Source organism: Paracoccus solventivorans, from assembly GCF_900142875.1.
GTDB lineage: Bacteria > Pseudomonadota > Alphaproteobacteria > Rhodobacterales > Rhodobacteraceae > Paracoccus > Paracoccus solventivorans.
The window spans coordinates 1-21015 of record NZ_FRCK01000003.1 but is presented as its reverse complement, the minus strand read 5'-3'; the positions used below and the strand labels follow the sequence as shown (position 1 = coordinate 21015).

At 67.4% G+C, this 21015-nt stretch carries 24 protein-coding genes, 1 tRNA gene and 1 pseudogene; 15 read left to right on the top strand and 11 right to left on the bottom strand.

Translation table 11 applies throughout. The annotated features are described in order from the left end of the window. Window positions 1-54: 54 nt before the first annotated feature. On the top strand, window positions 55-603 hold the full coding sequence (locus tag BUB57_RS05935; RefSeq protein ID WP_073063790.1) for a cysteine hydrolase family protein: 549 nt from the start codon (window positions 55-57) through the stop codon (window positions 601-603). 16 nt (window positions 604-619) lie between these two features. Further along, window positions 620-1516 (top strand): annotated as a pseudogene (locus BUB57_RS05930) (AMP-binding protein); the annotation flags it as partial. Between the two features lie 137 nt (window positions 1517-1653). Here BUB57_RS05930 and BUB57_RS05925 read toward each other — a convergent pair. Together BUB57_RS05925 and BUB57_RS05920 are read right to left on the bottom strand one after the other, a co-directional pair. Beyond that, window positions 1654-2649, bottom strand: a complete 996-nt coding sequence (locus tag BUB57_RS05925; protein ID WP_073063787.1) for an MDR family oxidoreductase — start codon at window positions 2647-2649, stop codon at window positions 1654-1656. Beyond that, a complete protein-coding gene (locus BUB57_RS05920; protein WP_073063784.1) occupies window positions 2646-3401 on the bottom strand; it encodes a FadR/GntR family transcriptional regulator in 756 nt (251 codons plus the stop codon). The genes BUB57_RS05925 and BUB57_RS05920 overlap by 4 nt, the downstream gene beginning before the upstream one ends. A 352-nt stretch (window positions 3402-3753) precedes the next feature. Here BUB57_RS05920 and BUB57_RS05915 point away from each other — a divergent pair, with 352 nt between their 5' ends. From BUB57_RS05915 to BUB57_RS05895, 5 genes are all read left to right on the top strand, one after another. Continuing rightward, window positions 3754-4452 carry a hypothetical protein gene (locus BUB57_RS05915; protein WP_073063781.1) on the top strand — a complete coding sequence of 233 codons (699 nt, stop codon included), beginning with the start codon at window positions 3754-3756 and terminating at the stop codon, window positions 4450-4452. Window positions 4453-4513: 61 nt separating this feature from the next. Further along, window positions 4514-5035, top strand: coding sequence for a hypothetical protein (locus tag BUB57_RS05910; protein ID WP_073063778.1), 522 nt, complete (start codon window positions 4514-4516; stop codon window positions 5033-5035). Between the two features lie 26 nt (window positions 5036-5061). Then, window positions 5062-5661, top strand: coding sequence for a hypothetical protein (locus tag BUB57_RS05905; protein ID WP_073063775.1), 600 nt, complete (start codon window positions 5062-5064; stop codon window positions 5659-5661). A 98-nt stretch (window positions 5662-5759) separates the two neighbouring features. Beyond that, window positions 5760-6170: a hypothetical protein gene (locus BUB57_RS05900; protein WP_143159639.1), complete on the top strand. Its 411-nt coding sequence runs from the start codon at window positions 5760-5762 to the stop codon at window positions 6168-6170. A 24-nt stretch (window positions 6171-6194) separates the two neighbouring features. Then, window positions 6195-7778, top strand: a complete 1584-nt coding sequence (locus BUB57_RS05895; protein ID WP_084731994.1) for a hypothetical protein — start codon at window positions 6195-6197, stop codon at window positions 7776-7778. 27 nt (window positions 7779-7805) lie between these two features. On the opposite strand, the gene BUB57_RS05890 is transcribed toward BUB57_RS05895, so the two are convergent. The 5 genes from BUB57_RS05890 to BUB57_RS05870 all read right to left on the bottom strand — a co-directional run bounded on the left by BUB57_RS05890 (window position 7806) and on the right by BUB57_RS05870 (window position 11384). Beyond that, window positions 7806-8681: a hypothetical protein gene (locus BUB57_RS05890; RefSeq protein ID WP_073063769.1), complete on the bottom strand. Its 876-nt coding sequence runs from the start codon at window positions 8679-8681 to the stop codon at window positions 7806-7808. Continuing rightward, window positions 8678-9640, bottom strand: a complete 963-nt coding sequence (locus tag BUB57_RS05885) for a hypothetical protein (RefSeq protein WP_073063766.1) — start codon at window positions 9638-9640, stop codon at window positions 8678-8680. Before BUB57_RS05885 ends, BUB57_RS05890 begins: the two co-directional genes overlap by 4 nt. After that, entirely contained in the window at window positions 9637-10023 is a 387-nt protein-coding gene (locus BUB57_RS05880) for a hypothetical protein (RefSeq protein WP_073063763.1), read from the bottom strand. Before BUB57_RS05880 ends, BUB57_RS05885 begins: the two co-directional genes overlap by 4 nt. A gap of 66 nt (window positions 10024-10089) precedes the next feature. After that, the gene (locus tag BUB57_RS05875; RefSeq protein ID WP_073063760.1) at window positions 10090-10851 is read right to left on the bottom strand and encodes a hypothetical protein; all 762 of its coding nucleotides are present in this window, start codon (window positions 10849-10851) and stop codon (window positions 10090-10092) included. Then, window positions 10848-11384: an RNA polymerase sigma factor gene (locus tag BUB57_RS05870; protein WP_200796420.1), complete on the bottom strand. Its 537-nt coding sequence runs from the start codon at window positions 11382-11384 to the stop codon at window positions 10848-10850. The genes BUB57_RS05875 and BUB57_RS05870 overlap by 4 nt, the downstream gene beginning before the upstream one ends. Window positions 11385-11551: 167 nt before the next feature. On the opposite strand from BUB57_RS05870, the gene BUB57_RS05865 reads away from it, so the two are divergent. The 4 genes from BUB57_RS05865 to BUB57_RS05850 all read left to right on the top strand — a co-directional run bounded on the left by BUB57_RS05865 (window position 11552) and on the right by BUB57_RS05850 (window position 14534). Then, window positions 11552-12388 carry a hypothetical protein gene (locus BUB57_RS05865; protein WP_143159638.1) on the top strand — a complete coding sequence of 279 codons (837 nt, stop codon included), beginning with the start codon at window positions 11552-11554 and terminating at the stop codon, window positions 12386-12388. A gap of 65 nt (window positions 12389-12453) precedes the next feature. Next, window positions 12454-13497 (top strand): hypothetical protein, encoded by a 1044-nt coding sequence (locus tag BUB57_RS05860; RefSeq protein WP_143159637.1) that lies wholly within the window; start codon window positions 12454-12456, stop codon window positions 13495-13497. A 3-nt stretch (window positions 13498-13500) separates the two neighbouring features. Continuing rightward, on the top strand, window positions 13501-14040 hold the full coding sequence (locus tag BUB57_RS05855) for a hypothetical protein (RefSeq protein ID WP_073063749.1): 540 nt from the start codon (window positions 13501-13503) through the stop codon (window positions 14038-14040). Between the two features lie 302 nt (window positions 14041-14342). Further along, a complete protein-coding gene (locus tag BUB57_RS05850) occupies window positions 14343-14534 on the top strand; it encodes a hypothetical protein (protein WP_073063746.1) in 192 nt (63 codons plus the stop codon). Between the two features lie 3 nt (window positions 14535-14537). Here the strand turns inward: BUB57_RS05850 and BUB57_RS05845 are convergent, their stop codons facing one another. Further along, window positions 14538-15896: a fimbrial biogenesis chaperone gene (locus BUB57_RS05845; protein WP_073063743.1), complete on the bottom strand. Its 1359-nt coding sequence runs from the start codon at window positions 15894-15896 to the stop codon at window positions 14538-14540. Window positions 15897-16461: 565 nt separating this feature from the next. Here BUB57_RS05845 and BUB57_RS05840 point away from each other — a divergent pair. After that, window positions 16462-16644, top strand: coding sequence for a hypothetical protein (locus BUB57_RS05840; protein ID WP_073063740.1), 183 nt, complete (start codon window positions 16462-16464; stop codon window positions 16642-16644). A gap of 184 nt (window positions 16645-16828) precedes the next feature. On the opposite strand, the gene BUB57_RS17365 is transcribed toward BUB57_RS05840, so the two are convergent. Then, a complete protein-coding gene (locus BUB57_RS17365) occupies window positions 16829-17701 on the bottom strand; it encodes a sigma-54 interaction domain-containing protein (protein WP_407670325.1) in 873 nt (290 codons plus the stop codon). Window positions 17702-17721: 20 nt separating this feature from the next. Between BUB57_RS17365 and BUB57_RS05830 the strand changes: the two genes are divergently transcribed. Both BUB57_RS05830 and BUB57_RS05825 read left to right on the top strand, forming a co-directional pair. Further along, the gene (locus BUB57_RS05830; protein ID WP_073063736.1) at window positions 17722-18198 is read left to right on the top strand and encodes a hypothetical protein; all 477 of its coding nucleotides are present in this window, start codon (window positions 17722-17724) and stop codon (window positions 18196-18198) included. Window positions 18199-18379: 181 nt separating this feature from the next. After that, on the top strand, window positions 18380-18757 hold the full coding sequence (locus BUB57_RS05825; protein ID WP_073063733.1) for a hypothetical protein: 378 nt from the start codon (window positions 18380-18382) through the stop codon (window positions 18755-18757). Between the two features lie 242 nt (window positions 18758-18999). Here the strand turns inward: BUB57_RS05825 and BUB57_RS17065 are convergent, their stop codons facing one another. Then, the gene (locus BUB57_RS17065) at window positions 19000-19362 is read right to left on the bottom strand and encodes a hypothetical protein (protein WP_234951995.1); all 363 of its coding nucleotides are present in this window, start codon (window positions 19360-19362) and stop codon (window positions 19000-19002) included. On the opposite strand from BUB57_RS17065, the gene BUB57_RS05815 reads away from it, so the two are divergent. Then, window positions 19285-20964 carry a recombinase family protein gene (locus BUB57_RS05815; protein ID WP_234952014.1) on the top strand — a complete coding sequence of 560 codons (1680 nt, stop codon included), beginning with the start codon at window positions 19285-19287 and terminating at the stop codon, window positions 20962-20964. The two genes, BUB57_RS17065 and BUB57_RS05815, sit on opposite strands and share 78 nt — an antisense overlap. Here the strand turns inward: BUB57_RS05815 and BUB57_RS05810 are convergent. Continuing rightward, window positions 20921-20997: transfer RNA gene (locus BUB57_RS05810), tRNA-Met, on the bottom strand. The genes BUB57_RS05815 and BUB57_RS05810 overlap by 44 nt on opposite strands. Window positions 20998-21015 lie beyond the last annotated feature (18 nt).

The window sequence follows — 21015 nt, the reverse complement described above, 5'->3', positions numbered from 1 at the left end:
AGACCGCCCCCTATTGTCCAGTCATCGCAATCTGAACCGCAGAAAGGACAAGCCATGAGCAAGCGCGCCATCGTCGTGGTCGATCTCCAGAACGACTATTTTCCCGGCGGGAAGTATGAGCTTGTCGGCATCGACAAGGCCTCGGCGAATGCGGCCCGGGTGATCGAGGCCGCCCGCGACAAGGGGGACCGCGTCATCCACGTCCAGCACATCTTCCCCAGCCAGGATGCGCCGTTCTTCACCCCCGATTCCGCAGGCGCAGAGATCAATCCGGTCGTCGCCCCGCGCGAGGGCGAGACGGTCGTGGTCAAGAACCATCCGAACTCCTTCCTCAAGACCGACCTGAAGGACATCCTCGATGGAGACGGAATCGAAGAGGTCGTGGTCGTCGGCGCGATGAGCCACATGTGCATCGACGCGACCACCCGCGCCGCCAGCGACTTCGGCTACAAGACCACCGTGGTTCAGGATGCCTGCGCAACCCGCGATCTGGAACATGACGGCGTCACCGTGCCGGCAGCCTCCGTCCATACCGCCATGATGTCGGCGCTAGGTTTCGCCTATGCCGAGATTACGGATACCGACACTTACGTGGCCCCGTAATCGGGTGCCGGTGCAGGCGGGCACGCAGGTGTGCCTGCGCTGGGTGCGGGCGGGAGCGATCTACGACGCCATCGCGGACCACGGCGTCACCCATCTGTGTGGCGCGCCCGTGGTCATGACGACGCTGCTGAACGCGCCCGCCGGGCAGAAGCGCAGCTTTCCGCAGCAGGTGGTGTTCAACACCGCCGCCGCGCCGCCCCCCGAGACCGTGCTGCGCGCCATGGCCGAGGCCGGTTTCAGCGTCACCCATCTTTACGGCCTGACCGAGACCTACGGCCCCGCGGTGGTCTGCGAATGGAACCCCGCCTGGGACGCGCTGCCCGCCCCGGAGCAGGCGGCCCGCAAGGCGCGGCAGGGGGTGCGCTACCTGTCGCTGGACGATCTGGCGGTGATGGACCCCGACACCATGCAGCCCGTGCCCGCCGACGGCCGCACCCTGGGCGAGGTGATGTTCCGCGGCAACAACGTGATGAAGGGGTATCTGAAGAACCCCGAGGCCACCGCCGAGGCCTTTGCCGGCGGCTGGTTCCATTCCGGCGACCTGGCGGTGATGCATCCCGACGGCTACCTGCAGCTCAAGGACCGCTCCAAGGACATCATCATCTCGGGGGGCGAGAACATCTCGTCGATCGAGATCGAGGAGCAGCTTTACCGCCACCCCGCGGTCGCGATCTGCGCGGTGGTCGCCATGCCCAGCGAGAAATGGGGCGAGACCCCTTGCGCCTTCGTCGAGCTGCACGAGGGCCACGAGCTGACCGAGGCCGCACTGATCGCGCATTGCCGGGCGGGACTGGCGGGCTACAAATCGCCCGCGCGGGTGGTGTTCGGGGCGCTGCCCAGGACCTCGACCGGCAAGATCCAGAAATTCGCGCTGCGTGCGCGTGCGGCGGAACTGGCGCAGGCGCCGGCCTGACGGGCAGGCCCGGCCCCCTTGCCGGCCCGGTTCCCAGACGCTCCGTCGGCGGAGTATCAGGGAGACGGTGACAGACAATGCCGGCGCAAAGGCCGGCGGGGGATGGAACCGGGCGGCCCCGGTTCCATCCCCCGGTCCTATCCCGCGATGTCGATGACCACCCGGCCGCGGATGCGCCCGGCCACGATGTCGGCCGCAAGCCCGGGCAGTTCCGACATCGGCTCGACCCGGGCGATGCGGTCCAGATGCGCCTTGTCCAGATGCGCGGCCAGCGTCGCCCAGGCCCGATCGCGCTTGGCCTGCGGCGCCATCACGCTGTCCACCCCCAAGAGCGCCACCCCGCGCAGAATATGCGGCATCACCGTCGCCGGAAGATCGAACCCTCCCGCCAGCCCGCAGGCCGCCACCGCGCCGCCGTAACTGGTCTGCGCCAGCACATTGGCCAGCGTGGTGGACCCCACGCTGTCCACCGCCCCCGCCCAGCGTTCCTTTTGCAGCGGGCTGCCCTTTTCGGCCAAGGTGGCGCGATCCACGAAGCCCGTGGCGCCCAGCCAGGCCAGATAATCATGCGTCTCGGGGCGGCCGGTGGCGGCGGTGACGGTATAGCCCTTGGCCGACAGCAGGCTGACCGCGGTCGAACCGACCCCGCCCGCCGCGCCCGTCACCAGCACCTCGGCGCCGCCCGGCCGGATCGCGCCCCAGTCCTCCAGCGCGTCGACGCAAAGCGCGGCGGTATAGCCGGCGGTGCCGATGGCCATGGCATCCTGCAGCGAAAACCCCTGCGGCAGGCGGGTCAGCCATTCGGGCTTGAGGCGCTGGAACCGGCTGTAGCCGCCCCATTCGGTTTCCGACAGGCCCCAGCCGTTCACGATCACCTTGTCGCCCGGCCGCCAGCGGTCCGAGCGGCTTTCGACCACCGTGCCGGCAAGGTCGATCCCCGCCACCATCGGCAGGCGGCGCGCGATGCGGCCCTTGCCGGTGATGGCCAGCCCGTCCTTGTAGTTCAGGGTCGAATAGGCGACCTCGACCAACACCTCGTGGTCGGGCAGCTGGTCGACGGTCAGGTCGCGAAAGCCGGCCGCCGGCTTGCCGTCGCGGTCCTCGATCAGCAGGGCGCGGAATGTTTCGGTCATGGGGCTCCTCCTTGGGGTTTACGGGCGTTGCGGCGGGCCAGCGCCTGGTCCAGCGCCGCCCGCATATCCTCGACGTGATCCTGCATCAGCCGCGCCGCCGCCTCGCCCTGACGCGCGGCGATGGCTGCGTGGATGCGCTGGTGCGCCGCCACCGTGCGGCGACGTTCGTGCTCGCGATAGATCAGCATGTTGGTGATCGGGATGAAGCTTTCGAGCATCGCGTGCATCATCAGCTGCAAGGGGCCGTTGCCGGTGGCCTGCACCACCGCGCGGTGGAAGCGCACGTCCGAGGCGCAGAAATCCTCGTCCGACAGCGCTTCGTCCTGTTGCAGGGCGATCTCGGCCGCCATGGCCGTCAGGTCGGCATCGCTGCGGTTCTGCGCGGCCAGGCGGCAGCACAGTGCCTCGGTCTGCATCCGCGCGGTCACGATCTCGTCGATGCCGAAACAGCCCATGCCGACCAGCAGCGTCGCGGTGTCGGTGATGCTGCGCGCGGCGGCCCCCACGTCGGGGCGGTTGACGAAGGTCCCGCCCGAGGGTCCGCGGCGCGAACGGATCAGGTTCTGCGCCGCCAGCACCTTCAGCGCCTCGCGCACCGTGGGGCGCGAGATGCCGAAGCGACGGGCCAGCTCTTCCTCGGTCGGCAGGCGCTCGTCCACGGCCAGCCGTCCTTCGAGGATGGCGGTGCGGATCAGATCGGCCACCTGCCGGGCCAGGCCGCCGCGCACGATCTCGTCATATTGCAAGGCCATGGGGGCGCTCCTTTCCCGGCAGGCTAGCAGGGAGGTTAGAAACATAAAAGGTCAGATGAATAGAGAAATAGACGGGTCCGGGGCACCCTGGGCTTGCCCGCTGGCCAGCAGCAGATTTCTGTCCGCTGAGCTATCTGCCACGCCACCGCCAACGCGGCCCACGGCAGAGGACGTGAATGACTGAAGACCGAGTTCAGCAGCAGGCAACGCATGCAAGGGTTGCGAGTTCGTTCAAGTGTCTCGGCACCGGATATGGAGATGCCGGGACGCCCTGACAGGACACGGACCAAGGTCAGCAGCACTCGCCACGTCTTGAGATTGGAGCCCCCGCTTTTGGTGAAGGACGGACGCGATGAGACAATTCCATCTTTCGGCCGTCGCGCTGCTGGCGGGATTGTTCGCCGTTGCGCCTATCCTTGCCGAAACCATGTCGTTTCCCGCCGCGGTCGGAGAGCCGTATACCGGGCGCATGACGGTCGAGGCCTTCCCGGTGGATGGTGGCCATCGCATGCACCGTGTCCGGGGCGACGCCGAGGTGCGGTTTTCAGCGTCGGGCAAGGGTCGGATCCTGTTCAGCACCACGGCGGCGCTCGACGACGGCGGCAGTCTCGATCTGAGCGTGACGCTTGCCCCGGATCAGGAGGGGGCGTGGCGCAGCCTGTCGGAGACCGGGCCGACCGAGATCACCGCGGCAGGCCGCGTCCTGTCCGTGACCGAGCTGGATGGTTTCCACATGGTCCTGACCGGTCAGATCGGCCCCGAGATGGGCAAGCTCACCCTGCGCCGCATCCCCACCGAGAACCCCGGCACCGCGCCGGATGCGGAAATGATCACGGTCTTCCTGTTCGACGTCAGCCTGCCCTCGTCCGAACCCGGCCCCGAACCGCGGCAAGACGAGACATTACCCAGGGCCGAGACCTCATCGGCCGCCGAGGGCGGTGGCGGGTGCGAGCGGATCGAGTGGCGGCTCGTCAACCGCTGGAATTGGGGCGGTGGCCTCAGCCTGAGCCGCGAGCCCCACTGCGTGCCCAAAAGAAGCACCGACGATTGAACATCGCCAAGCTTCTGCGCTCTGATGGCGTCACATGGGCAAAGAGGATGGAGTTCACCCGATGAAACGCCTGCTTGCCGCGCTGCTGCTCTCTTCCGCCTTGCTGCTCCCCGGCCACGCACGTGCCGCCGAGAACCTCGACACCATGTCCTCGGCGCAGATCGTCGTGCAGGCGGGATCGCTGCATCCCTCGGCGCTTTACGTGCTCGCCAGCCGGCTGCTGGCCGAGGGCAAGGGGCAAGAGGCGGCGAACTGGATGTATGCCGGCCAGCTGCGCTATCGCTTCATGCTGTCCGTGCCGGATGCCGGCGCCAGCGACCGCATCCTGTTTTCGGCGCTGACGGAACAGGTGGGCCGGCCGGTGAACGAATATATCGCCGGCGACCCCGACGAATGGATCGCGGCGATGCGCTGGGCGCTGGACTGGGACGCGGCGACCGACAACCACGTCACCTCCAAGACCGGGCACGCGGCCGAGCTGGCGCAGGTGCGGGGCGGGCTGGAGCGGCTGATCTCCAAGGTCGACGCCAGTCGCGACGAGATCCGCCGCGAACGCACCGACAACGGGCTGGAAAACCGCTGATCGACGCTGCAAGGAGGAACCTTCCCATGACCATTTCCGCACCGCTGCGACGCCTTGTCCCCGCGCTTGCCGCCGCGCTCTGGCTGGCGCCCGTGCAGGCGCAGACGACCGATCATCTGGGCCTGCCCGGTCCGATCGCGCTGGCCGGCGACAGCTATGCGCTGGCCTGGTCCGCGCGCCCGGCGGAAAACCATACCAAGCAGGAATACCTGCCGCCGGGCGAAACCCCGGACAGCTACAACCGGATGCTGCTGGTGGAAACGGTGGCGGGCGACATCGGGGTGATGGATGCGGTGCGGGCGCAGGCAGAGATACTGACCCAACGCAAGGCCACGGACCCGCTGGTCAACATGGATATCGTCCAGAACGAGGCCACGGGCGAGGCGTTGCTGGATTTCATCGTCAGCAGCAAGGACGAGGCGGGCGAATATATCGTCGAATGGAACGCCTATCGCTATGCGCCGCTGGCCGAGGCCGCGGGCGGGCCCGGGGTGATGCTGTTCGGCGTCAGCCACCGGGCTTATGGAAACGAGGCCGCCAAGACCTTCCTGCAGGGGTTGTCCACGCTGCGCCCGACGCAGATCAGGGCGCTGGCCGAGGCACCTCTGCCGCAACCGGGGGGCTGAGGATGCACGCCGCCCCTCGCCCTGCAGCTGCTCCGGCACCGGTATCGACGCATGTTCCAACCCGCCTGCTTGCGGCGCTCAATGAAAGGTCCCTGCTTATGACGTTACTGGGGAACAAGACTGGAAAATCCCGTTTCGCCCTAATCCTGCTGGGCGCCATGGCGGCCGCCGGCCCGGCAGCGGCGCAGGATTATCTGGGCATCCACCTCGACACGATGCGGGAACACAACTTGAGGCTGCACCAGCAACAGAACGCCAGCCCGGGCAGAGCCGGAAAGTCCCCTGCATCCAAGCCCAAGTCCGGCAAGATGTCCCCCCAGGCCGAAGCCCGCGCCCGGGCCGAGGGCGCAAGGATCATGGAAGAGCACAAGCGCCAGCTTGCCCCCCGCTACCGGATGCGGGTCGAGCGCGACGGCAAGGCTTCGGCCGACCGCTGGCTGGCCGAAGAGTCGCGGCGGCTGGGCATCGAGACCGGCCGCAAGATGCGGGCGAAATATTCCGGGCAATAGCCCGACGAAACGCAGGAGCGGCGGATGCGCACTGCCCCCCACCTGTTCTGCGTGCTGGCTGCCCTGGGGCTGGCCGGCGCCGCCCATGCCGACCCGCTGGCCGAACTGAGTGATTCCGTCACCGATCTGTTCAGCCGCGCCGAAAGCGCCCGCGCCCATGCGCGGCATTGCGCGGGGCGTCCCGATGCAGACCGGGTGGCGCTGCGGGATGCGCTGGCCGGCTGGTCGCATCGCAACGACGCGGCAGGCTATGACGCGCTCACGGCCGCGCTCAAGGACGCGGCGCCGGGGCTGGCGGAACAGACCGACGCCGCCCTTGCCCAGATCGACGCGGCCGTGGCGCAGCAGATCGCCGTCAAGCCGCAGCTTTGCGCCGGCCTGCCCGAACGGCTGAAATCCGACGAATTCGCGCTGCGCCCGGCCCTGCGTGAAACCCGGCGGATCGCCCGCGAACTGGGCGTCCGCCCCGCCGACCCCATGCCGCCCCGGATCGAACCGGGGCTGGCCGCGGCGGTCCAGCCGCTGGCGCAATTCTCGGCCTGGGCCAGCGCCGCGATGGCGGAAATTGCCTCGGCCCCCGGCGCGCAGTCCGACCGCGCCCTGCGCGAGGCGCGCGAGGAGCATCTGCTGGCGCTGCTCGAACCACAGGGGCGGCTGGCGTTCCGTGGCCGCGTGATCTCGGACAGCGAGTTGCGCGAATGGCGCGGCGACCGGCAATCCAGCTTTGCCGCCAGTTGCCGCCGCTTTGCCGACAAGGACGGCCAGCAGCGGATGGCTGAGCTCGTGGACAGCACAGCGGTGCTGACCGGCAAGGTCTACTGGGTCCGCGACGACGCCCCCGGCGGCATGATCAGCTTGCGCGACTGCCGCATCCTCGACGCGGCCGCGGCGGGCCTGCCGCTGGCCGACGCCGGCCCGGTGGAGTTGGAACCGCGCCCGCCCGAGCTGGCCGAGCTGCTGGCCGCACCGGGACCGCGGATCGGGTCCGCCGATGTCGACCGGGTGCTTTACACCGCCGAGTTCTCGACCCGGCTGGACGGTGCGGGCAACGGCTATCTGGACCGGCAAGAGGATATCTGGGTGCTGCTGCGCGACGGCACCGCCATGCGCCACGACTGGCCGGTTCCCTTCGGCGATCTGGCGCTGGACATGTCGCGGGCGCGCGAACCCGGACGCTGGTTCACCTGGGCCGAGCACGGCAAGGATGTGGTGCTGACCGCGGCGGACGGCACGACGCTGGAGCTGGCAGGCGCGGAACGACTGCTGCCGATGCCCGAAGGCGGGACCATTTCCGGCCGCTGGGCGATGACCGACATTGCCATTGGCGGGCTTCGGCGCGACCGCAGCTTCGACTTTGCCGCAGATGGCACCCTGCTGCACAGCAGCGACAGTTTCGTCGGCGGCCGGGTCGGGACCAGCTTCATCACCTCGTCCCTGACCCCCGAGCAACAGACCCGCTCCGCCTATCGCTTCCAGGGCTACGCGCTGATCCTGACCGGCCCCAAGGGCGAAGAGCGCCATTTCGCGGCCCGGCTGGAGAACGGCGACCCCGCCGCGCCCGACGACCTGATCATCGACGGCCGCGTCTATTGGCGCGACGACAAATAGCCCGGCGGGCAATCGGCGGCGGGGCGCTCAGGGCGCGCGGAACCGGTCCAGCAGCATCGCGCCGCGCTGGCTGCGGGGGACGAACAGCGACGCGCCGTCCTCCGACCAGAAGGGCGGGGCGCGCAGCTGCCAGCCGGCGCCGCCCTCGATCTGGCCCAGTTCGGCCCCGCCCTGGACATCCCAGAACCGCAGGCGGTCGCCGCCCCGCTCCGAGGCGCCGGGCTCCCCCCGCGCGATGATGCCGCTGGCCGAGACCGCCGCTGGAAAGGCGGACATATCGCGCCTGGCCAGTTCCGCGATCCGGCTGCCGTCGGCGTCCAGCAGGACCAGCGGCCTCGTGCTGCCGCCGGTCAGGATGCGGCTCCCTCGCGCAGCAAAGACGGCCTCGAAACCGTATCCCTCGGGCGGCGTGAGCGTGCCGGGATAGGCGGTCAGAGAGCGGCCCTCCACCGGGACATCGGCGAACACGCGCAGGTCGTCACGCTGGGTGACGACCGCATCGCCGCCCGATTCCGTGCAGGATTGCCGGATCACGCCGCAGGCGATCAGCAGGCGGGTGCCATCAGGCGACAGGAACAGCCGCGCGACCCCGCCGCGCAGCGGCAGCGGATAACGCCCGCCTTCCGCGCCGGTTCCGGGGTCAAAGACCAGCAGCCCCGGGCGCCAGCCATCGGGGGTGCGCATCTCGACCGCCATCACCACGCGACCGTCGCCCAAGGCTTGCGCAATGCTGTTGCGCGATGGCGCCACGCCCTCGAACCCCACGGTGCCAAGGCAGCCCGAGCGCCCCAGCGCACGGTCGATCCAGCCGCAGGTCCGCGACCCGTGCCACGCCGCCAATCCCCCCGCCCCGACCAGCGCCAGCGCGGCCACCGCCGCGGCGATCAGCCGACCCCGCCTCATTCCCCTGCCCCCGCCGCGTAAAGCCGCAGCTGACTATCGGCTCCGGCCGCGGGCTTTCCGGCCAGCGCCACGATCACCGCATCGCGCTGCGGATGCCACAGGATCGCCGGGGCAAGCTCGCGGGCGATGTCATGCGCAGCCAGCAGCCGTCCGCTGGCGATGTCGTGGATGCGAATCGCGGCCCGGAGCTTGCCCGGCCCGGAAAAGCGGCGCGCGAGGATGGCAATGCGGTCCCCATCGGGCGAGCGGGCGCTGTCCAGCCGCAGAAAGGGGATAAAGTCATCGGGCAGGTCCAGCGCCAGCCGCGTGGCGCCCGGCCGGATCTCGGCGCCCGCGGGCAGGCGGGCGTTTGGGTCAGGCAGCGGCTGCTGCCGGGTCAGGATTACCTGACCCGAGGCCGCGTCGAAGGCGACATGCGCAAAGACCACATTGCCGGAGGGCGAAAACCCCAAATCAAAGGCCCGGCCATCGGCATCGGGGGGCGCGTGGCGGTGCTCGATCCCGGCGAACCAGTGCCGTTCGCCGTCGCGGTCGAACAGCATCACGCGGGTTTCGCGCGGCTGGCTGCCGCCCGGCAGGTCGCAGGTGTAAAGCGCGTTGCAGCTGATCGCCATGGCCGTGCCGTCGGGCGACAGGCGCAACTGCTCGGGGCGGCCCTGCGTCCCCAGATCGGCGCGGGCGATCTCGGCCCCTGTCGCGGGGTCGAGCGTGGCCACGACCATTTGCGCCTGCAGCCGGTTGCGGCGTCCGGGGCGATAGTCGATGCCGCCGACGACCAGCCGGCCCTGCGCATCGGTTGCCAGCGTGTCCCCCGTCACCACCAGATCACGCAGGGAAAAGGCTGCAAGACAGCCGCTTTCCCCCATGACCCGCCCGGCCCGCCCGCAGGAGCCGGACAGGGCAAGACCCGCGCCCGCGGCCCCCAGCAGCAGCACGGCCAGCAGCAGCGCGCGTTTCATTCCGCGGGCCGCTTGGGGAACCAGTGGCGGCATTCCCCGGCAATGCGCAGGACCACCAGCGTCTCGCCGTCGAAATGCCCCTCGGCCACCACGCAGCCGCTGCGGGCAAAGGCATCCTCGATGCGGGCGCGGTCGGCGTCGCCGGCGCGCAGAGGGGGCGGCATGGTCAGGTCGTGGCCGGACAGCGGGCGGTCGCGGGTGCCGTCGGGGTGGATGCGGAACACCCCGCGCCACGGGCAGGGTGCCTTGACGCAATATATTCCCGTGGTGCCGAGGCCCCAGAACTGTTCGCCGTCCGCCGGGACCGGCAGGGGCTCGATCGACAGTGCCTGCACGGCAGAGGCAGACAGGACCAGCGCGGCGGCAAGGATGCTGCGGAACATGGCGGTTCCTTTCCCGAAATCATCGTTCCCCCATGGGACGCGGGGTGCGGCCCGGACCTTGGGCGCTTAGTCGGGGGCGGCCAGCCGGCCGGCCACGGCAGCCCGGTCGGGCGCGTCATGGACCCGCCGCGACAGTTCGGCTGACAGCCGGATGCCGCCGGGGCGGACCGTGAACACGTCCCAGTTCGTCGCATCCCCGAGACGGCTTTGCAGAAGCAGCAGCTCCGGTCCGTCCGGGGGCGCCAGCAGGAAGGCGTCCAGCAATGCGAACTCCACGCCGGGATCGAGGCTGCGGCGGTCGAACGCCTGCTCGACCCCGTCGCGCTGGAAGGACAGGGTGACGCCATCGCCGCCCTCGCGCAAGACAAGCTGGAACCCCTCGAAATCATGGCGCTGCGCGACGGCCAAAGGCCCGTGGTCGGCCGGGGACGCTGGTTGCGGCGGGCGGGCTCCCAGAACCCGGCCCGGTGGCGCGGCAGGGTCGGATGCGCCGTCCCAGACCGGGGGCGCCTCGGCCAGCCGGTCGGGCGCCTCGACGGTTTCGCGCGCGGGGCCGCGCCCCTCGGCCGAAGGGGCGCCGTCGGCCAGCTGCGGCGCGTCAGGCTGCGGCATCAGCAACGCCACCGCGGCCAGCGCCGCCAGCGCCCCTGCCGCGGGGGCCAGCCAGAGCCGCCACCCAAGGCGGCGCGGTGCCGGCGGCGGCGCGGGCGGAGGATCGGCAAGGCGCGCCTGCGCCGCGGCGATGGTGGCCTGCATCCGCGCCGGGTCCGGCTCGGGCGTGGGGAGCCGGCGCAGCAGGTCAAGCGGATCGGACAGCCGGCTTGTCACAGCACCCCCCGCAGCGTCTTGCGCGCCTTGTGGATATGCCAGGCCACGGTCACCTCCTTGCAGCCCATGATCTGCGCGGCCTCGGCTTGGCTCAACCCCTCGGCATGGACCAGCATCACCGCATCGCGCTGCTTGTCGGGCAGCGCAAGCACCGCCCGCCAGATGTCGGCGACACGCAAAGCGTCCTCCTGATCCGGGGGGTGGCTGTCCTCGGCCACCACGGCGACGGCATCGGCCAGCCGGGTGCGGCGCTGCTGGCTGCGCTGAAGATCGCGCACCGCATTCAGCGTGACCTTGTAAAGCCAGCTGGTGAAGGCGGCGCGGCCGTCGAAGCTGCGGATCGCCTGCGGCAGCCGCATGCAGACGGTCTGGGTCACGTCCTCGGCATCGCTTTCATGCCCGAGCCAGCGATAGGCGATGCGGAAGACATAGCGGTAATGGGTCGCGACCAGAGCCTCGAACGCCGCGGCATCGCCGGCGCGCACGCGCGCCAGCAGCGCCTGTTCTTCCATCTCGGACCGAATATCGCGCAACCTGTATGCCTGCCGAACCGAGCCGCCACAATTCATCGTCACATATGCACAGGATCACAGAGAGAGGCGCAAGCAAAGCGAAGAACGTGCCGAAGGCGGGTAACACGGCGAACCTTCGCCAAGATCCAGCCCGCGGCCGTCGTCCCAAGGGCAGAAAGGAGGCCTTCATGGGTGTAAGCCATCTGTCCCGTTGTCCGATCCGACGGACGATGATTGTTGCCGCACTCTGCGGCGTGCCGGCCGCGGCGCAACCGGCGGCGACAGACATCACCCTCAAACCTGGGACAGAGCTGCCGCAGGCCGATGTCCCGATCGACCTGGGCTTGTGTCGGCATCATGGGGTTGAGCCCCGGACGGCCGCGGGGCAGGTGGTTGGTGGTGCGGGTTGGGCGGTTACCGATGAAGCGCCACTCGGCGCACTGACAGCGGTCAGCTTCGTCGCCGGATCACGGACAATGACCAGCGGCGCCTGCGTCCTGAGCGGTGGGCGCGTCGGCATCTTCGACGGCGCGGAGCTGCTGGCCCTTGTGGAAGATTCGCAACCGGGCGGTACCGCGATAGCGCATCTGCGCCGCAGCGGCGACCGCTTGCGCATCTGGGACGGCGCGATGCTGTCCCGGCCCGTGGCCGACATCATGCTGGCAGAAAATGTCCCCGCAATCGTCCCGCTGCCGCCCTTCGACATCTTTTGCGGCGGAGCGCTGCGGATGCCGCTGATCCATGGCCTGACCCTTGGCGATGCGAACATCCTGCTGGCCGACCATGGCTGGGAACCGGCCGGACCTGCGCCACCTTCGGACCCTATCGCGGCCGAGCTTGTGGCCAACGGCTTTACCGGGGTCGAGCATTGTTCCGGGACCGGCTTCGTCTTTTGCACCCTGTCGTTCGTTCAGGGTTCAGCCACCGCCTCGGTCCTGACCTTCGGCGACATGAACCTGCCGGCAGGACCCCTCGTGGCGGATTACGACGTGACTTGCCCCGACTTATCCTCTCAACCCGGATGAAGGAAAAGATGATGAACCGACTCGCCCCCGCGCTGGCGCTTGCCCTTGTTGTCGGCACCCCGGTAGTGGCCGAAGACTCGAACCTGCATGCGGTGCTGTCGGTCCTTCCCGACACGGTGTTTTCCGACCTCACGCCGGATGTCGCGCGGTATCTGGATCTGTCCGCCATCGCTGAAGCCCATGGTGGCGCGCTGGGGCGCGAGGCCCTTTCTCGCGCCCTGCTGGGGGGCGGCATCCGCCCGGCGGAGGCGCTTGCCCTCGGCTCCCCGGAAAGCTTTGCCGAAAAATCCGGGATCGACAGCGCCACGTTGGCTTTCGTTGCCGGCATCGGGCAACCGCCGGGCGCGGTCTCGGTCTGGGGCTTTGCGGACGCGGAAGCTGCGACGACGGCGTTCTCCGGCCTCTCGGGACGCGGCTTCACCGAACTGCCGTCGAAGATGATCGCGAATGGAGAGCCGGGCATCGTCGATCTGGCCACGCGCGATCCCGCCGACCCATGGCGCGGCCCGATGGGGCAGGCATCGGTCGTGGGGCTTTCAGGCCCGGCCCTGCTGCAAGCGGGCGACGCCGCGGCGCTGGAGCCGCTTCTGGCGGGCGGGCCCTCGGCTCTGGACACGCTGGCCGGCAGGATCCTTCTGGATGCGCTGGAAGCAGAAGAGGGCGCGGTGCTGCAGGCGGCGTTCCTCAACCCGTGGCACGGGCTGGGCGGCGGCATCGATCCCGCGACCCTTGCCGGAAAGAACCCGGACGAAGCCCGCGCTGCCCTGGAACAGGCCGCCGCCGGGGCTTCCAGCGGGCTGCCTCTTTGGCAGGGTGCAGCACTGGCCGATCTGGAAACCTCCGAGGGTCCCGCCCTGGTCGTTGCCTTCGCCTATGCAGACTGCACCGATGCGCAGGCGGCAGTGGACGGCGCGGCGAACCTGTGGCGGGAAATGGACGGCACGGCCGAGGATCTTGCCGAGGCAAGCGTCGCCGAGAGCCAACCATCCGGTTGCGCGGCGATCCTGCGCATAGCCGGGCACGACGACACGCCCCGGCCCTTCAACCAGGCCACCCATGCATTGATGGCAGGGAACCTGCCCGCGCTGCGTATCGGCACCGGGGACTGAGGGATGCTCGCTGGCCCGAAGGGAAAGGTTTTCGCCCTTGCCGGACGCTGGCTCCTCGCGCTGTGGCTCTGTGCCCTTCTCTCTGCCTGTGCGGATCGACAGGCGGCCGTCGAGGCCGCGACCGCACTGGTCGAAACGACCTATCCCGGCCAGCTGGAGCTGGTCGGCGCGCATCTGCAAAAGGACCATTACGACGTCGTTTTCGCGATCAGGGGCGATCCGTTCACGCGGATCCGCTTTGGCGTCGACCGCGATGCCTCGCGCTGCCGTCCGGCGTCGCCCTGCGAGGACCGCCTGCACCGCGCCTATGCAGCCGGCGTTTCCGCAGGGGTCAAGCTGAGGGCGTTGAACGCAGCCTTCCCCCGGTGCGGTATCGTGCCGCTTGCGGTTCAGGACGCGCAGGCCGGGACCGGATTCACCACGGTCGTCGAGCTGGACCTTGCCGTGCAGGATCAGCAACCCGCACTGGACCGCCTGACACCCTGCATCGCGGCGTTCCGATCCGCCCTCCCCCCCACGCCACACCCGAGCAGCGCAGCCTGAAGCTGCGCATCCTGCTGCCGAAACCGGGCGAGACAGCCCGTCCCCCTGCCCTGCTGACCTTCGAGACGACGCTGGCCAGGACGCCAAGCGATGACATCAGCTTTCTGACCGGGATCGGACCGGAGACGGACCGCATTTCTGCCGAAAACCTGAGGGTTCACCCCGCCTTCCTGTCCGCCAAGAAAGTCCGGAACCAGCTTGTCGATGCTGCCGAAGGGGCGCTTTCGGACGATCCCGCCGGCGGACATGTTCCGAAGCTCGCCTTTGCCACCGGCGCGCGTCTGGACCCGCAGCGGCTGGACGTGATCCGCAGCTATATCCTTGCCTGCAGCACCGCGCAGAAGGGTCAGGGACCCTGCAAGACGGATATCGCGGTGCGGCTGCGCCATGATCTCGGCACAGGCGAAGTGGCCCCCGAGGCCATCCTCCGCGATATCCGCGACACCTCGGGCAGCCTCCATCTGCCGCCCTTGCCCGGCCGCGGCGTCGGTTGACGATCAGAAATGAATGCTTCGGCAGTCGGTATTCTCAAGGCCAAGTGCCAACAGCTCAACATCCATGATCGGGGAACGAACCGCCTTGTAGGCCGCCGACGGGTCTTCGTCGGCCGAGTGCAGGACCAGCAAACGCGATCGCTGGACCTCTGCCATCTGCTGGAACAACCGCAGGAACCGCGTCCAGCTTTCACCATCCGGGGCAAGCTGCGCCGGAATGTCGGAAAGCTGCTGGAACGACATCTGCCATTCGGCCTCGGCAGCCTTCAGTGCGGCATCGAGTTCGGGTCTGGGCAGGTCAAGGGCCCCGCGATGCGCATCCACAAGCCCGGCCAGCACAATGTCACGATTGCCCTCATGGTCCTGTTGGGATCGGCGAACGACGATTTCGGTGCAGGCGGCTGCGGCCTTTCGGACAAAGGTCCGACGATCTTCAGGAATGTCCACGTCCTGGGCGATCAGTTGGCAATCGCGCCCTGCAAAGCCCAGCCGCTGCATCGCGTCGTTGACCAATTCGGTGGTGGGCCCGAACTCGGAAGCCGGGATCAACGTGCTTGTCCGGTTCTCCAGCCACTGCAGACGGTTGGTCTGCAGCGCCACCTGGGCTTCGAGGAAGGCTATGAAAATATCCCGGTCTTCCTGCTGCTCGGCAGGGGAGACAAGCTTTGCCAGGGCGCGAAAGCTCCGGCCGAATTCAGCTCGGCTAGCGGCGATGTCGTCATGCAGCGCACGGCGCACATCGTCCGACAGCTCTGTTCGTTTGAGGGACGCCGCGACGACTTCGGCGCTCGCCATCCGCCCTTTGCCGATAACCTGATCGGGTCTGGTATCGATGATCTGGCGGCAGGTTCGGTTTGCCCTTTCGGAAAACTCCGCTTCATCAGCTGATGCGGAGCATGGCAGATGCATGAAAGCGACGGACACCAGTGTAATCCATAGCGGGCGGCAACGTGATTTCTTCACAATACTGGTCCTTCCTCGCTTTCCAGAAGTTTCAAGTGTTGCGGCCAACCTCTGGTTCTGCGCCACTAGATAGGTCGCATTGCCGGCGTTACGCAGCGACCACGCCACCGCAGGATTGCTTGTGCCCCGCCCCGAGAAGAACACCGGGATGCGCAATTCGGTCGCAAAGTTCACGGCACCGCCGCGCCGGAGGGCCTGGTCCGGGACCTCGTTGATGATGATGCGATAGGCTTCCTCACCGCGAACCGGCGCCTTGCTGGTGCGGACCACCCGGATGATCTTCGTCGCCCCCGGCGGCAGTCGCACGGCTGGCGGACTGACCACCACATCACCGGTGCGCTGCAGGCTTCCTTTCCCGCCCTGCTGGGTCCAGCGGAAGCTGCGCGCTTGCACGGTCATCGTGTCCCGTTCGGGGGATACCCTACTTGCAAGAACAATTAGTCATAACTTTACAGGAACTGGTAAACACACTCGTTTCCTGGCGCAAGCACTGCGCACCCGCAGGTTGTGAATTGTTCTTTTCTGCGGCCGGGAGCCGATCGGGCCGATTTCGTCGCCGCTGCTTGGTTAGAGTCAACGGCTTAAGCAGTCATGGCTGCGCCAAAAGCCCCGCCATCAGCCTCGCCCGGCTGGTCCCTGCGTCAATGTTATGCGGCCGGGCTGGTGTTCTGCGGATGCCGGGCCGTGGCGCGAGGGTGTTCCCTGATGCCCAAAGGATGCCCGATCCCGATGCGCAGGCCTGCTGCAATTTTTACGATTTCGCGCCGTCTGCGGCGCGCGCCCACTTCCCTGAAGCAGCCCCCGTCAGCGCGGCAGCGCAGGGACGAAGATGGTCAGCACCACCACCGGCCGCGCCACGAACCCCGCCATCTGCGGCGCCGGACCCACCGCTTAGGCTGTGAACCCATGATCGGGATTCCCTGTTTCCTTCTGCGGTGATTCACTTCTGGGAACCGGAGTGAGCATGACAGGCAGGCAGGATTTGAGCGATGCGGAGTGGGCGGTGATCTCGGGCATCTTCTACATCCTGAGGACCCGCGCGGCCTGGCCTTACAACATCGACGAGGTTCTCGAGGCCCTCGCCGACGCGTGCAGGACCGAGGCCGATCCTCGCCTGTCAGAACTGCGGCGCCGGCGTGCCGGTTGAGTGAGGTGGCGGAAATGCAGTGTCAACACTTCAAGGTGCTCGACACTGCCGCGGATAAACTGAGTGGCAGCATTGCTCGCTAACCACTCGGTTGGGCCGATCTCGTGAATGCCTGCTCTCCCGCCCTTGCTGCCTTTCGCCATCGCCAGATGCCGCCGCGCGGGGCTTTCTGACCAGTAGCCGGTCAAGCGACGGTTCCTATCTTCGACTTGCGCAAGCGGCGATAGAATGTCGAACGGTCGATCTTCGCCGCGCGGGCCGCAGCGGAAACGTTGCCGCCGTGTTCAACGAGTAGTTGCAGCAGGTCATCCTCGGATACGGTGCTTGCGGGCAGTCGGGTTGTGGCGGTTCGATCGGCTATCGCACCCGGCAGATGGTCGGGCAAGACGCAAGCACCATCGTACATCGCAGAAACAAGCTCGCACAGATTGATGATCTCGCGCACGTTCCCGGGCCAGTCGTAGCACAGCAGCAGAGCCATCGCCTCGGGCGAGAAACAGGGCTGGCCGTCGGTCGCGGCGGCGATGCGTTCAATCAGCCATTCCAGATCGGCGCGCGCCCGCGCCGGCGGGATTTCAAGGACCAGCCCGTTCAGTCGGTACAACAGATCCTGCCGGAACTGCCCCTGCGCCACCAGGCCGGCCAAGTCACGATGCGTGGCCGAGATCACGCGGATATCGACCGGCTCGGCCCGGGTCGCGCCCACCGGCAGCACCTCGCGCTCGGACAGCACGCGCAGCAGCCGCGCCTGCAGGCCCAAGGGCATGTCGCCGATCTCGTCCAAGAACAGCGTGCCGCCATGCGCCTCGCGGATCAGGCCCTTTTTCCCGCGCGTATGGGCGCCGGTGAAGGCGTTGGGGACATAGCCGAAAAGCTCGCTTTCGATCAGCGCCTCGGGCAGGGCGGCGCAGTTGATGGCGACGAAGGAGCCGCGGCGGCGCGAGGCATCGTGCATGGCGCGGGCGACGTATTCCTTGCCGGTGCCGGTCTCGCCCTGCAGGATGACGCTGATCTGCCGGTCCAGCACCTTGCCCGCGCGCAGCGCCAGCTGCCGCATCGCCGGGTCGCCGCCATGGCATGGGTGAAGGGCATAACTTCAAGCAATTGCGAGACGCGATCCTCGCCCTCAGCGAGGCCGGTGATTGGGAGGTCGCGCGCAGGGAATGGAGCCTCGTCGACATCTCCGAGGCCAACGAGCCTGAAACATGCCTCTGCGGCCATTTCCCGATCATCGAAATCTGCACTATCGCCAACCGGGTCAACGGCCATCGGGCCAAGATCGGCAACCGCTGCGTCAAACGCTTCCTGGGCTTACGCTCGGATTTGATTTTCGCCGCCATCAAGCGCATCCGGAAGGACATCACCAAAAGCCTCAATGCCGACGCCATCGTGTTCTTCAACGAGCGGGGCTTGCTGACGGCCTGGGAGTACAATTTCCTTCAGGACACGATGGCCAAGCGCGCGCTGTCGCCGGCGCAGAGCGCGACGCGCGAGAAGATCAACCGCAAGGTCCTTGAGGCGGTCGGCAAGCGCGGCTTTCGCGGGCCTGACTAGGGTGCAGAAGAAGAGGAAGGGGCGGCGTCAGCGTCGCCGCAGCGCATCCTGGCACCCGTGTTTTCGGTCGCAAGAGGCATACGGTCTCTCCATGTGACGCTATTGTCAATGGGCCCGGAAGGGAACAAGGGCAACTCAACCTCGGCCTGCCCAGGTCTGTGAAACGCTACGCGGAGGTCACATGAGCCGGAAAGAAGAGGAGCAGATGGCAGCCATGTGCGCCAAAGCGATGGCGATGATCTGCGTGCGCAACACGATGCTGGAAGGTCTTCATGCCGGGCGGGTGCCGGTAACGAAGACCGGGGATTTCTCCGATGTTTTCGTCGTTGACGCGGACGGCCAGCACATCCCCTGGACAGAGGTGTCGCGGCTCGACGACGATGAGATGCGCGATCTGATGCGCCAGGTCGTCAATCGCCTCTACACGTTTCAGGTCCGCTTCGGCGAGCCAGAGTTTCAGGCCTTCGTCGATCGCTGGCTGGGAGCGGCACGAAAATGGGATGAGCCGATGCTCGACGATGGCCTCGCGAACAGCACATCTTACCCGGATGAATGTTGAACTATGAGCTGCCCTGCCGTACCATCGCCGCAGGACATGGCTGGAGCGTCGCGCTGTGCGAGCAGACGCTCATTTCTCCCTCGCGAGCCGCAAATTCGCACATCGTCGCGCCAGTATTTGCGCGACGCTATGCTGCTCAGGACTACGCCCATGCCCGATCCTGCCCTCTATTCCTGCCCGGACGCCGCCGGGCGCTTCTCTGTAACCGTTCGTAGTTGCTGCGTAATCTATGCGCAGGTACTTCAGGAAGCGGGACGGGAATGGCACGGCAACGACAAACCACCGCAACGAAGCTTCGGCTGGTCGCCCAGACCAGCGACGAGGCCGTTGCGCGCGTGGCCAAAGCCCGCAAGCCCGATCCCCGCCTCGTCGATCTTGTCCGGCAACTCGCCCGACAAGCTGCACGCGATTTTGTCCAACAGGAGACGGCCCGGATGCCAAGTGACCGCCTCCCCGACTGAGGAGGCCCCCGCATGAAGGTCGCGCTCTACGCCCGCTACTCGTCCGACAACCAACGCGATGCCTCGATCACCGATCAGTTGCGTATGTGCCGTCTGCGCGCCGAAAAGGAAGGCTGGACCGTCGTCGAGGAATACACCGATCACGCCATCTCCGGCGCCAGCATGATCCTGCGACCGGGCGTCCAGGCCCTGATCTCCGATTCCCTGCGCGGCCGTTTCGACATGATCATGGCCGAGGCCATGGACCGGCTATCGCGCGACCAGGAGGATATCGCCGGCATCTTCAAGCGCATGACCTATGCCGATGTGAAGATGTTCACCCTGTCCGAGGGCGAGATCACCCATCTGCATGTCGGGTTGAAGGGCACGATGAACGCGCTGTTCCTGAAGGATCTGGCCGACAAGACCCGTCGTGGGCTGCGCGGCCGCGTCGAGGATGGCAAATCCGGCGGCGGTCTCTGCTACGGTTATGACGTGGTGAAGAAGTTCGATGATCGTGGGGAAGCCATCCGGGGCGATAGGACCATCAACGAGACCGAGGCCGGGATCGTGCGACGCATCTTCGCCGATTATCTTGACGGAAAGTCCTCGCGCACGATCGCCATGTCGCTGAACCACGAAGGCGTGGCAGGGCCACAGGGCAGTGAATGGGGGCCATCGACGATCCACGGCAACCCGAAGCGCGGCACCGGCATCCTGAACAACGAGCTTTACATCGGCAAGCTGGTCTGGAACCGGCTGCGCTATATCAAGGACCCCGACACCGGTCGGCGCGTATCCCGCCTGAACCCGGAAAGCGATTGGGTCGTCCATGAGGTGCCCGATCTGCGGCTCATAGACCAAAACATCTGGGATGCGGTCAAGGCGAGGCAGAGCCGCCTTGCCTACGATGTGGTCGAAACCAGCCCAAACCCCCTGAACGACCGGCGGCGCCCAAAGCATCTCTTCGCCGGCCTCGTCAAATGCGGCTGCTGCGGTGGCGGCTATACGATGATCTCGAAGGATCTTCTCGGCTGCGCGACGGCGCGCAACAAGGGCACCTGCAACAACCGGCTCAACATCCGGCGCGATGCGCTGGAAGCGTCGATCCTCAACGGGCTACGCAAGCACCTGATGGATCCCGCGCTGTTCAAGGAGTTCTGTACCGAGTTCACCAGGGAGGTGAATCGGCTGCGCATCGAGCGCGGCGCCGATCTGGAGGGTTGGAAACGGGAACTGGAGCGTGTTGACAAGGAGTTGGACAAGATCGTCGACGCGATCGTGCACGGCTTCCCGCTATCGAAGCTGAAGGACAAGTCCGAGAAGCTGGAAGCCCGCAAAGCTGAACTGACGGAGAAACTGGCCAACGCGGACGAGCCGCCTCCCCTTCTGCACCCGAACATGGCGGCACTCTATGCGCAGCGGATCGGCCAACTCTACGAACATCTGCAAGATGAAGACGGTCGTAGTCGCGCTGCCGAGACCTTTCGGTCGCTGGTCGATCAGGTGACGCTGGTTCCCGACAATGGCGAGCTAGCCATCGTCCTGCGCGGCGACCTCGGTGCGATCCTGCGGTTTGCGGCGGGCAAGAAAAACCCCGACTTCCTTGCGGAGGCCGAGGCGCTGGACAACCTGCTCGGGGCTTCGATGGCTTCGCGGAAGGCCGGGCGCACAAATGCAAAAACCTCCGCAGCCGGGGCTTTGGAGGTTTCGCAATTATCGTTGGTTGCGGGGGTAGGATTTGAACCTACGACCTTCAGGTTATGAGCCTGACGAGCTACCGGGCTGCTCTACCCCGCGACTGTTGCTGCGTGTTGT